Origin of the sequence: Clostridium algifaecis, from assembly GCF_017874415.1 — a bacterium.
Lineage (GTDB): Bacteria > Bacillota > Clostridia > Clostridiales > Clostridiaceae > Clostridium_B > Clostridium_B algifaecis.
The window spans coordinates 1-11,373 of sequence record NZ_JAGGLM010000035.1 but is presented as its reverse complement, the minus strand read 5'-3'; the positions used below and the strand labels follow the sequence as shown (position 1 = coordinate 11,373).

11 protein-coding genes, 1 tRNA gene and 1 riboswitch are annotated in these 11,373 nt (G+C 30.9%); of the genes, 7 read left to right on the top strand and 5 right to left on the bottom strand.

All coding sequences use genetic code 11. The features are described from left to right. Nucleotides 1–10 precede the first annotated feature (10 nt). A tRNA-Asn gene (locus J2Z42_RS14045) sits at nucleotides 11–85 on the top strand. Nucleotides 86–220: 135 nt separating this feature from the next. Here the strand turns inward: J2Z42_RS14045 and J2Z42_RS14040 are convergent. From J2Z42_RS14040 to J2Z42_RS14030, 3 genes are all read right to left on the bottom strand, one after another. Further along, nucleotides 221–1,135: a DMT family transporter gene (locus J2Z42_RS14040; protein ID WP_209703392.1), complete on the bottom strand. Its 915-nt coding sequence runs from the start codon at nucleotides 1,133–1,135 to the stop codon at nucleotides 221–223. Beyond that, the gene (locus J2Z42_RS14035) at nucleotides 1,128–1,988 is read right to left on the bottom strand and encodes a ComEC/Rec2 family competence protein (protein ID WP_209703391.1); all 861 of its coding nucleotides are present in this window, start codon (nucleotides 1,986–1,988) and stop codon (nucleotides 1,128–1,130) included. The genes J2Z42_RS14040 and J2Z42_RS14035 overlap by 8 nt, the downstream gene beginning before the upstream one ends. 154 nt (nucleotides 1,989–2,142) lie before the next feature. After that, entirely contained in the window at nucleotides 2,143–2,868 is a 726-nt protein-coding gene (locus tag J2Z42_RS14030; RefSeq protein ID WP_245331637.1) for a lysophospholipid acyltransferase family protein, read from the bottom strand. Between the two features lie 361 nt (nucleotides 2,869–3,229). Here J2Z42_RS14030 and J2Z42_RS14025 point away from each other — a divergent pair, with 361 nt between their 5' ends. Genes J2Z42_RS14025 through J2Z42_RS14015 form a run of 3 tightly spaced genes read left to right on the top strand, consistent with a single transcriptional unit; the run spans nucleotide 3,230 to nucleotide 7,570 of the window. After that, nucleotides 3,230–4,579 (top strand): hydroxymethylglutaryl-CoA lyase-like TIM-barrel protein, encoded by a 1,350-nt coding sequence (locus J2Z42_RS14025; RefSeq protein WP_209703390.1) that lies wholly within the window; start codon nucleotides 3,230–3,232, stop codon nucleotides 4,577–4,579. A 47-nt stretch (nucleotides 4,580–4,626) separates the two neighbouring features. Beyond that, complete coding sequence (locus J2Z42_RS14020; protein WP_209703389.1) at nucleotides 4,627–6,552, top strand: aconitate hydratase; 1,926 nt, start codon at nucleotides 4,627–4,629, stop codon at nucleotides 6,550–6,552. 19 nt (nucleotides 6,553–6,571) lie between these two features. Further along, entirely contained in the window at nucleotides 6,572–7,570 is a 999-nt protein-coding gene (locus tag J2Z42_RS14015; RefSeq protein ID WP_209703388.1) for an isocitrate dehydrogenase (NAD(+)), read from the top strand. A gap of 81 nt (nucleotides 7,571–7,651) precedes the next feature. Here the strand turns inward: J2Z42_RS14015 and metA are convergent, their stop codons facing one another. Continuing rightward, nucleotides 7,652–8,569 carry a homoserine O-acetyltransferase MetA gene (gene metA / locus J2Z42_RS14010; protein ID WP_209703387.1) on the bottom strand — a complete coding sequence of 306 codons (918 nt, stop codon included), beginning with the start codon at nucleotides 8,567–8,569 and terminating at the stop codon, nucleotides 7,652–7,654. A gap of 81 nt (nucleotides 8,570–8,650) precedes the next feature. Continuing rightward, nucleotides 8,651–8,758, bottom strand: a riboswitch (SAM riboswitch). A gap of 190 nt (nucleotides 8,759–8,948) precedes the next feature. Between metA and J2Z42_RS14005 the strand changes: the two genes are divergently transcribed. Continuing rightward, complete coding sequence (locus J2Z42_RS14005) at nucleotides 8,949–9,875, top strand: DUF2935 domain-containing protein (RefSeq protein WP_209703386.1); 927 nt, start codon at nucleotides 8,949–8,951, stop codon at nucleotides 9,873–9,875. A 49-nt stretch (nucleotides 9,876–9,924) separates the two neighbouring features. On the opposite strand, the gene J2Z42_RS14000 is transcribed toward J2Z42_RS14005, so the two are convergent. Continuing rightward, complete coding sequence (locus tag J2Z42_RS14000; protein ID WP_209703385.1) at nucleotides 9,925–10,314, bottom strand: ACT domain-containing protein; 390 nt, start codon at nucleotides 10,312–10,314, stop codon at nucleotides 9,925–9,927. A 273-nt stretch (nucleotides 10,315–10,587) separates the two neighbouring features. Between J2Z42_RS14000 and J2Z42_RS13995 the strand changes: the two genes are divergently transcribed. Continuing rightward, nucleotides 10,588–10,977 (top strand): hypothetical protein, encoded by a 390-nt coding sequence (locus J2Z42_RS13995; protein WP_209703384.1) that lies wholly within the window; start codon nucleotides 10,588–10,590, stop codon nucleotides 10,975–10,977. A gap of 2 nt (nucleotides 10,978–10,979) precedes the next feature. Further along, entirely contained in the window at nucleotides 10,980–11,183 is a 204-nt protein-coding gene (locus tag J2Z42_RS13990) for a helix-turn-helix transcriptional regulator (protein ID WP_209703383.1), read from the top strand. Nucleotides 11,184–11,373: the final 190 nt, after the last annotated feature.

Genomic DNA, 11,373 nt, shown 5'->3' with positions numbered 1-11,373 from the left:
AAAAAAATGTTCCGTGGTAGCTCAATGGTTGAGCATTCGGCTGTTAACCGAAGGGTTGGAGGTTCGAGCCCTCTCCACGGAGCCATTTTATTTTTGGATATTAATTTGAATATCAAATAGAGTATATTAAGCAAATCAGGTTATTCTTGATTTGCTTTATTTTTGTATAAATTTATATAAACAAAGTATAGTTAAAAAGGTGTCTTAGAAAGACACTTTTTTAAGAGCTTTTTTTATTATAAGATAAAATTAAAACCGTACTTACAATACAAATGCTTCCTATGATATCAAATATACCAAATGGAATGTTTAACCATAGTATAGATACAATAGTAGCAGATAAGGGTTCAATACACGATAGTAAACTTGTTTCTGATGCTTTTATATATTTTGTACTGGCTAGATACCAGTAAAAAGCTATAAGTGTTCCAAATATAACTATGAAAGCAATTCCTAATATTGAATCCATCGAATATTTACCTTGAAGTTTCCAAATAGGGTGTACGAAGCTGAAAGCAATTCCACCTAAAAACATTCCCCAGGCAAGTATAACATCGCATCCCCATTTTTTAATAATGTAAGCTGGCTGTACTACATAAAATGAAGCAGCAAAGGCGGATAAAACTCCCCAGAATAAAGCCAAACTGGAAATAGCCAGGGAATGAATATTACCCTTTGAAATAAGAAAAAATGTACCTAATAAAGCTAATATTATTGATAAGTTTTCTCTTAAGTTTGGAGATTTTTTAGATTTAATTGAAAGATACGCTACAATTATAACAGGGCTTAAATACTGGAGTATAGTAGCAGTAGCTGCATTTCCATATTTAATTGTAGCAAAATAACCATATTGAGTACCTACAAGTCCTAATATACTAAACAATATAAGATTTCTTTTCCCATATTTTGATTTCCATATATTAAATATCTTTTTTCCAGTCTTAATATACATAATTATTAAAAAAATTAATCCGGATAACAATAGACGGGTTGTTACAAGCCATTCAGGATTAATACCTTTATTCTGAAATAAATATTGGGCTACCGGGCCTGATACACCCCACATCATTGATGATATTACTACAAGCAGTATTCCCTTTGTTCTTAAATTAAGTTTTGATATAATTTTATTCATTTTTACTTATTTTACTCCCATTACTCATTAAAATTATTGTTCCATCTACATCAGTTCTATATATTTGTATATTTTTCTTTTTAAGCTTATTTATTGTTTTTTTATGTGGATGTCCATATTTATTATTTTTGCCGCAGCTTATTATTGCTATTTTAGGATCAACCTTATCTAAAAATTGTTGTGATGTCGAACCTGAACTCCCATGATGTCCAACTTTTAAGACATCTGCTGAAAGATCATAACCTTTATCTATTATTTCAGATTCACTTGTTTTTTCAGCATCGCCTGTAAAAAGAAATTTGGTATTTCCATATGTTATTTTTAATACTACTGAATAGTTGTTTGTATCTGGATAATTCATACTGTTTGGTGCAAGCATCTCAGCAGTTGTATTTTTACCTAGATCCAATTTTATTCCAGGTTCAGGGGTATCTATTTTCATATTCTTATTTCTTAATTGCTGTATCATGTATTTAAATGTTTTTGTGTTTACTATTTTTTTAGGAGTATAAAATTTATCTATAGGATATTTTTTTATTACATCACCCATGCCTCCTATATGGTCTTCGTCAGGATGTGTGGCAATCACATAGTCAAATTTCTTTATATTTTGTTTTTTCAAATATGACATTAATTTATCTCTGCTTTCATTTGGACCTGCATCTATTAAAAGATTTTTGCCATTTACCTGTATTAATTCGCTATCCCCCTGGCCTACATCTATATAATGAACTTTAAGACCATTATAAGGTTCAGTAGTATTTGAAGATATACTGCTTGTACATCCCGAAGTTATAAATATTGAAATGATTATAATTAAAAGTAAAGAAAAATATTTTTTTATAAAATTCATCTGATTAATATCCCACCTCTTTTAGTTAATAGTTAATAGTTAATAGTTAATAGTTAATAGTTAATAGTTAATAGTTAATAGTTAATAGTTAATAGTTAATAGTACACAATTTTTTATATAAAAAATTATGTACTATTTTACAATTATAATGTAATCAATTTTTCAGGTAAATGTTTTTAGATATTTCCGATTTTATAATTTCAGATAGAGTTTCCTTTTGTTCTCTTGAAAGCTTATCTGTATAGATAGGTTTACAGATAGTTATATTTACGTCCGCTGGTTTTATATTTGAATGTTTGTTTCCTTCTCTCAATTTATAACTGCCATCTATAGCTATAGGTACAATTGGCACCATAGCCTTTAACCCGAGTTTTAAGCTTCCTTTTTTGAACTCACCTATTTTAGGTCCTTTACTTCTAGTACCTTCTGGAAAAATGACCATACTATAGCCGCTTTTTAGAATCTCAATTCCCTGATTTATGGATTTTACTGAATTTCTTATATTACTTCTGTCCATAAATACACAGTTTATTTGTTTCATCCAGTAACTTATTATTTTAACTTTCTGTATTTCTTTTTTTGCAATGAAACCTACTGGCTTTTTTAAAGATGAAATTATTATTGGAATATCTAAAAATCCCTGGTGATTTGCTACGAAAAGGCAAGCACCATCCGGAATATTTTCATTTCCTTTTATATGTATTCTTGCACCTGTGAGCTTTAAAGTGAAATTAGACCACTGTGTAACACAGTCGTTTATATAAGATTCAATTTCTTCTTTTGTACCTGTCTTTTTTATTTTATCTAATTTTATTTTTTTAGATAGCGAATACAGCATATAAAAGAAAAAGATTACATAAAATAAGATATTTTTTATCATAATTGCCTCCTTTGAAAGAAAATGCATAGTTATTTTTGTCTTAATAATTATATCATAACATTGATAAAGTCCAATGTATTTAATTAAAATCCTTTATCTGAATTAAATGAAAGATTTAATTTTAAAAAATCAAAAATAAGAAAATTTTTATTTGATTATATGAAATAAAGGTGATACAATATAAACATAACATTTTTTAAACCCCCTAAAATAGCAAGATTAACACAATATAAGAATGAATATGCATGAATATTGTGTCCTAATAAAAAATAAATAAACTCATAAATTGAAATTATAAGCATTATTTAATTCAAAAATATGATATTTTATATAGTGCCAATGTTAGAAGGAGATGGCGTATATGTACAATTACACACTTGAAAATATAAAACAACCTAACCTTTACAAAAATATATTTCCCTATGATGAAATCCCTAAAGTAGTTTTTAATGGCATTCAGCTCCCTATGGATGTACCGGAAAATATATGGATTACAGATACGACTTTTAGAGATGGACAACAATCAATGCAGCCTTTTTCTGTTGATCAAATAGTTAAGATATTTGATTACATTCATGATTTGGATAATGAGTCCGGTATAATAAAACAAAGTGAATTTTTCCTGTATACGGAAAAGGACAGAAAAGCTGTTGAAGTATGTATGGAAAGGGGTTATAAGTTCCCTGAAATAACTTCATGGATAAGGGCAAATAAAAATGATTTTAAGCTGGTTAAGGATATGGGCATAAAGGAAACTGGAATGCTTATGTCATGTTCTGATTATCACATATTTAAAAAGCTTAAAATGACAAGAGAAGAAACAATAAATATGTATATTTCTATTGTAGAAGAAGCACTTAAAAATGGAATAAGGCCAAGATGCCACCTCGAGGATATAACCAGGGCGGATTTTTATGGATTTGTAGTTCCACTTGTAAATAGACTTATGGATATGTCAAAGGAGTCAGGAATTCCTATAAAAATAAGATTATGTGACACACTTGGTCTTGGAATTCCATATGGACAAGTAGCACTGCCAAGAAGTGTGCAGGGACTTGTACATGGAATTAAGAATGTATGTAATGTTTCTGACGAGAACATTGAATGGCATGGTCATAATGATTTTTATTCGGCAGTAAATAATTCTACTACAGCATGGCTTTATGGAGCATCTTCTGTAAATACTACACTTTTTGGAATTGGAGAGAGAACTGGCAATTGTCCTCTCGAGGCTATGATATTTGAATATGCTCAAATAAAAGGAACCACTAAAAATATGGAACTTAAAGTTATAACAGAACTTGCAGAATATTTTAGAAATGAAATAGGATATAATATTCCAGTTAAAACTCCTTTTGTAGGCAGTGATTTTAATGTAACAAAAGCAGGTATACATGCAGATGGAATGCTTAAAGACGAGGAAATTTATAATATATTTGATACTGACAAGATACTTGGAAGGCCAATTGTAGTTCAAGTAAATCAATATTCTGGATTAGCTGGAATTGCAGCATGGATTAACACTTACTACAGATTAAAAGATGATAATAAAGTAGATAAAAAAGACAGCAGAGTGCTTGAAATAAAGAAATGGGTAGACGATCAGTATAAAATGGGAAGAACAAGTATAATAAGAAATGACGAAATGGAACTTCTCGTAAAAAAAATAATACCTGAAGTATTAGAAAAAAGAGAGGAAAGGGCAAGTTAAGTTTTGATTGCAATTATAGATTAATTAAGATGGAGGATACAACTAAAATGGGATTGAATGCATCACAGAAGATTATAAAAAAGCATCTTGTAAAAGGTAATATGAAACAAGGAGAAGAAATAGCTATAAAAATAGATAGAACATTAACACAGGATTCTACGGGAACCATGGCATATTTACAATTTGAAGCACTTGGTATAGATAGAGTTAAGACAAAGAGATCTGTAGCTTATATAGATCACAATATACTTCAATCAGGACCTGAAAATGCTGATGACCATCTTTATATACAGACTGTTGCTAAAAAGCATGGTATATATTTTTCAAGACCTGGTAATGGAATATGTCATCAGGTAAATCTTGAACGATTTTCAGTACCTGGTGACACTCTTCTTGGTTCTGACAGCCACACACCAACTGGCGGCGGAATAGGAATGCTTGCGATAGGTGCAGGAGGACTTGATGTTGCAGTAGCTATGGGCGGTGGAGAATATTATATAAACATGCCTAAGATAGTTAAGGTGAATTTAAAAGGAAAATTAAGTCCATGGGTTACAGCCAAGGATATAATTCTTGAAATGCTTAGAAGACTTACTGTCAAAGGCGGAGTAGGAAAGATATTTGAATACGTTGGAGAAGGTGTTAAAACTTTGTCTGTACCTGAGAGGGCAACTATTACAAATATGGGAGCGGAACTTGGTGCAACTACTTCAATTTTTCCAAGTGATGATGTAGTACGTGAATTCTTAAAGGCTCAGGGAAGAGAAGAGGATTTTTCTTATGTTCAGCCGGATGAAGATGCAGTGTATGATGAAGAAGTTGAAATAGATTTATCTACACTTGAACCTATGGTTGCATGTCCACATAGCCCTGACAAAGTAGTAAAAGTTTCAGAACTTAAAAATGTAAAAGTAAATCAGGTATGTATAGGAAGCTGTACTAATTCTTCTTATGTAGATATGATGAAGGTAGCACATATATTGGATGGAAAGACTGTAAATGAAAAAGTGTCTCTCACTATATCTCCAGGATCAAAACAGGTTTTGAATATGATTGCCAAAAATGGAGGACTTGCATCAATGGTAGAGGCAGGAGCTAGAATTCTTGAAAGTGCCTGTGGACCATGTATAGGAATGGGACAATCTCCATCTACTGATGCAGTATCACTCAGAACTTTCAATAGAAACTTTGAAGGAAGATCTGGAACAAAATCAGCTATGGTTTACCTTGTAAGCCCTGAGATAGCAGCATATTCAGCATTAAAGGGACATATCGCAGATCCAAGAGAATTGGGAGATTCAATAAGCATAGGTATGCCAAAAGAATTTTTAATAAAGGATAATATGATAGTTTCTCCAGATGAGACAGGAGAAGATATAAAGGTAGTTAGGGGACCAAATATAAAGCCATTTCCAAAGGCTAAGCCATGCCAGGATATAACATCAGGCAAGGTTCTTACAAAGGTTGGAGACAATATAACTACAGATCACATAATGCCATCGAATGCTAAACTTCTTCCTTATAGATCCAATATACCTCATTTAGCTGAATATTGTTTGACACCATGTGACGAGGATTTTCCTAAGAAAGCTAAGGAGAATGGTGGAGGAATAATTGTTGCTGGATCTAATTATGGACAGGGTTCAAGCAGAGAACATGCAGCACTTGCACCACTTTATCTTGGGGTAAAGGCAGTACTTGCAAAATCTTTTGCTAGAATTCATAAAGCTAATTTGATAAATAATGGCATAATACCACTTGTATTCAAAGACGAAGCAGATTATGAAAATATAGATGTTATGGATGAGCTTGTTATAGAAAATACACTTGAACAAATTAAAAAAGATGTTATAGTAGTTAAAAATAAAACTAAAGGTAAAGAATATACAATGTCCTTTGAAGTTACTGATAGACAAAGAGATATGATAAAATTCGGCGGACTTTTAAATATGATGAAGGAAAATAGAGCATAATAATATTGGAGGTTTTAAAATGACACGTAAAGTTACCCTTATCAAGGGAGACGGCATAGGACCAGAAGTTTGCGAAGCTGCAAAAAAAGTTGTGGATAAAAGTGGAGCGTCTATAGAATGGGAAGAATTTGATGCGGGAACATCTGTGCTTGAGAAATATGGAACGCCTATTCCTGAACATATTATTGAAAGTATAAAGAAAAATAAGGTAGCACTTAAAGCTCCAGTTACAACACCCGTAGGAAAAGGCTTTAGAAGTGTAAATGTAACTCTTAGAAAAAGTTTGAATTTATATGCTAACATAAGACCTATAAAAACTTATGCTGGAGTAAAATCAAGATATGAAAATGTAGATCTTGTTATATTCAGAGAAAATACAGAAGATTTATATGCTGGAATTGAGCATATGATAAATGATGAAATAGCCGAGAGCGTAAAGATAATATCCAGGAAAGCCAGCATGAATATAGTTAAAGCTGCTTTTGATTATGCAGTAAAAAATGGAAGAAAAAAGGTTACTGCTGTTCACAAGGCAAATATAATGAAGCTTTCAGATGGACTGTTTCTAAGAACAGCAGAAGAAGTAGCAAAGGATTATAAGGATATTGAATTTGAAAGTGTAATAGTTGATGCTATGAGCATGAAGCTTGTACTAAATCCTGAGGACTATGATGTACTTGTTATGCCTAATTTGTATGGAGATATATTATCTGATATGGCATCAGGACTTATAGGAGGACTTGGACTTGTTCCGGGAGCAAATATTGGAAAAGATGCTGCTGTATTTGAAGCTGCACATGGATCTGCACCAGATATTGCCGGGCAGAATAAAGCTAATCCAACTGCTATAATACTTTCAGCTGTTATGATGCTTAAGTACCTTGGAGAAGATGCTGCTGCGGATAAAATAGAAAAGGCTGTAGAAAATGTACTTAAAGAAGGCAAATACTTGACTTGCGATTTAGGTGGCAATGCTACTACCGACAAATTTACAGAAGCTATAATTTCAAAGCTATAATAATACTTATTAATATTTAAAGTTATTTAAACATAAATAATAAAGCTGCTTCAAAAAATTGTTTTGAGGCAGTTTTATTATTTATTTAAGATTGTTCAAATCATAAGGGGTTTCCTGATATACATAGTAATTGAGCCAGTTTTGAAATAATAAATTGGCATGACTTTTCCAATTTGCAATAGGCATTTTACCTGGATCATTATCAGGAAAATAATGTTTTGGAATGTCAATAGGCAAATTGGCGGATATATCCCTATCATATTCGGATTTTAATGTTAAGGTATCATATTCAGGATGACCTGTAACAAAAATTTTTCTGCCGCCTTTTGTAGCAGTTATATAAACGCCTGCTTCTTTTGATTCTGAAAGTATTTCTAATTCAGGTATTTTCTCAATATCCTTTTTCTCTACGCCCGTATGCCTTGAATGAGGTGCAAAGAATACATCGTCAAATCCTCTTAGCAGGTTTGTGTTTTTTGTATTTATAGTATGGTGGAAAACTCCAAACATTTTTTTGCTCAGTTTGTATTTAGGAATTCCAAAATGATGGTAAAGTCCGGCTTGAGCTCCCCAGCATATGTGCAAGGTTGAATAGACATTTTTTGAAGACCAGTCCATGATTTCAGTAAGCTCATCCCAGTAATCTACATCTTCAAATGGAAGCGTTTCTACAGGGGCACCTGTTATTATCATGCCATCAAACTTTCTGTGCTTTATTTTATCAAAAGTTTCATAATACTTAAAAAGATATTCTTCTGAGGTATTCTTTGACATATGAGATTTTGGGTATATTAAGTCTATATCAACTTGTATGGGCGAATTACTAAGTAATCTTAGAAGCTGCGTCTCTGTGACAGTTTTAACAGGCATTAAATTTAATATTATTATATTAAGCGGTCTTATATCCTGTTTTACTGCACGTTTCTGGTTCATAATGAATATATTCTCAGCTTTTAGTGTTTTAGAAGCTGGTAAATCATTTGGTATATTTATTGGCATAAAACTCATCCTTTACATAGTGACTTTAATTAAAAAAAGTTGTTATCCTTAAGGAAAACAACTTTAATTGCTAAAATATTTTCCTTATCTTTCAGAAATAATCTGTAGGAATTAACACCATACACTCAAATGAAAAATGCTGGTTGTCGGGTATCATAGGGCCAGTCCCTCCACCACTCTTGATAAGATATTATTTAATTGAATATATGTTATACTAAAAACTAAATTTTGTCAATGTAAAATTTTAAAAATGATTAAGAATAAGGATAAGCAGCAAGATCCATAATTTGAGGTCTCACATATAACTGTACGATAAAAGTAACAGTTATATATTCACTTAATATAATGATAATAAAGAAAGTTTTTAAGGAGAATTGATATGCTATCTAGAAGTGAGTTTATACGACAATCACTTGGGTTACACCTTTTCTTTGCGCGGATTATGAAGGAACATTCTTTTTTTTTACAAATAGGGTTTACTTCGAAAAATTCAGGCTATATACAGCAGGCAAATGACTTTAGAATGGCATTTGATAGACTTTTAGCTAATGTAATATCTCTTTCAAGTGGAGTTGTTTCAACGAGTGTATTACAATCTGATGAAGTAGTAACACCTTTTACATTAGAAGCTGAAAAGGCATCATCCTATTTTACAGGAGTGAAAATTCCAACTAAACTAACTGAAGTAGAAACTAGACTAATGGGTAATACCTCAAGAGTATGCAGTCCTTCTATTTATCGAGAAGTAATTATGCTTAATGAGGAAGCAATGAGGCTAACTAGGGCTTTAGCACAGTTTAAGGCCAAGTTATTATCAGATGTTGTATCATGTAAAACTTTTACAACTAACTATCCTTTACTTATAGATCATATTTTAAGGGAAGCAAAGTTTTATTTTCACCTAGTTAGAAAATTACAAAATTATGAAGATATGAATTTAGAAAGAGAAGCTTACGAACAAGAGACTTTTTGGAACAGGATTATGGCTGAACATTCAAAATTTATTCGAGGGCTTCTTGATCCAACCGAAGGAGAGCTTATAAAAACGGCAAATAACTTTGGAAATGAATTTGATAAACTTACAGAAGAAGCAAAGGAAGCTATGGATAAAGCATTGCCAATTTCAAAAGTTACAGATAGCAGTCTGAAAGCAACCATAGAAATAAGCAAATTTAAGGCACAAGGTACAGAAGGATTGGTAGAATGTAAAATTAAATCCATAATAATACCACTTTTGGGTGACCATACTTTACGTGAAGCAAATCACTATTTGCGTCTATTAAAAATATTTAGTAAAAAGGCATAAAAGCCAAAAATCACATGATATAATTTATATAAAAGTGAAAATGTTTGTCTTAATATATAAGATTATATCCTCCTTTAGTAAGTACTTTTATAGCATTATTTATATCTTTGCTTTTAACAAGAATATAATCTGTATCATAAGTAGAAATAGCAAATATGCTTATTCTTTCCTGTGATAATAATGAACTAATTGAAGCAAGTATTCCAATTAGAGAAAAATCCAAGGGCCCTTCAATTTTTAAAATTCTCCAATCTTTTTCATACTTTATATCATCAGGAATGTTATCTTGAGGGCACACTATTGACAATTCTTCAGCTGTTCTTGTTGCAGAAAAGAAATTACTATTTTGAGACCATTCAGGTATTGAATCAGTTTTATCCAATCTAGCAACTCCATATGTTTTTTTAAATAATTTTATTGTTAATATTTTTTCTGCCATTTTTATTTTCATCCTTTCTCATCGCAATCTTAAATAAAAAAGCCTGTAGCTTCATTACCTTTTTATTATATAGCGAAAAACTAATTTTATATATACTATGAATTTAGTAAAATTATAAAATAATAAGAAATAACTAGAGCTATTAGTATAAACACTAATGGCTCTTGAGCCAAGAATAAGGTAAGTGGTAGTCTACATTTTTATTGACTGTATATTTTTAAAGTGATATATTTATAACATAAGTTATAAATATATCACTTTGGAGGGGATATTATGAAGAAAAAAGTTAGTTTGAAAATATGGATGATTTCAAAAATTATACCTGCACTATCATTAGTTTTATTTTATTGGATGGGTGTGCAAATGAAGGACCATCCAACATACGCTTATTTACAATATATTATATTAGCAGGTATGTTACTAATTCTTTATATAATACAAAAGCATCATGACATAGTTGATGAATATGCAAAAGAAATCCTTAATAAAACAGATGCTATTTGCTTTAAATTATCTTATGTCGTTTTCGGTATTGTACTTTTGCCTTGTGTATTAATCAATATAAACTCAATTACTACAGGGTATATAATAGTAATTACTTTATGTATAATTGGTATATTACGCAGCATTATATTTTGTTTTCTTGATTCAAGGTGGTTTTAATAATGCCCAAACTAATAACTAAGATTAAAGAATATAGAGAAAATTTAGGAATGAAGCAAAGTGAATTAGCTGAATTAGTTGGTGTAAGGCGAGAAACAATAGTTCATTTAGAAAATGGAAAATATAATCCATCACTTAAGCTTGGAATGGATATTGCTAAAATATTCAATACTACTGTTGAAAAATTATTTAAATTTCAAGATTAAAGATAAGATAGCTGGATGTAATTTCATCTTCTGAATTTTTTAGTATATGTAAGAACTAACAGACAAAATAAATTGACAAATAAATTGAAATATAATCTCGTCTTTGACAGTTGAAGAAGATAAAAAGCTTGGTAAACCTATTAAAATCAATGGTTTCCAAGCTTTTAGTTATATTCAAAAAGTGAGTAAT

Coding starts and splice junctions, on each gene's coding strand:
- J2Z42_RS14040 (WP_209703392.1), bottom strand. CDS start 1,135: ATGAATAAAATTATATCAAAACTTAATTTAAGAACAAAGGGAATACTG.
- J2Z42_RS14035 (WP_209703391.1), bottom strand. CDS start 1,988: ATGAATTTTATAAAAAAATATTTTTCTTTACTTTTAATTATAATCATT.
- J2Z42_RS14030 (WP_245331637.1), bottom strand. CDS start 2,868: ATGATAAAAAATATCTTATTTTATGTAATCTTTTTCTTTTATATGCTG.
- J2Z42_RS14025 (WP_209703390.1), top strand. CDS start 3,230: ATGTACAATTACACACTTGAAAATATAAAACAACCTAACCTTTACAAA.
- J2Z42_RS14020 (WP_209703389.1), top strand. CDS start 4,627: ATGGGATTGAATGCATCACAGAAGATTATAAAAAAGCATCTTGTAAAA.
- J2Z42_RS14015 (WP_209703388.1), top strand. CDS start 6,572: ATGACACGTAAAGTTACCCTTATCAAGGGAGACGGCATAGGACCAGAA.
- metA (WP_209703387.1), bottom strand. CDS start 8,569: ATGCCAATAAATATACCAAATGATTTACCAGCTTCTAAAACACTAAAA.
- J2Z42_RS14005 (WP_209703386.1), top strand. CDS start 8,949: ATGCTATCTAGAAGTGAGTTTATACGACAATCACTTGGGTTACACCTT.
- J2Z42_RS14000 (WP_209703385.1), bottom strand. CDS start 10,314: ATGGCAGAAAAAATATTAACAATAAAATTATTTAAAAAAACATATGGA.
- J2Z42_RS13995 (WP_209703384.1), top strand. CDS start 10,588: ATGAAGAAAAAAGTTAGTTTGAAAATATGGATGATTTCAAAAATTATA.
- J2Z42_RS13990 (WP_209703383.1), top strand. CDS start 10,980: ATGCCCAAACTAATAACTAAGATTAAAGAATATAGAGAAAATTTAGGA.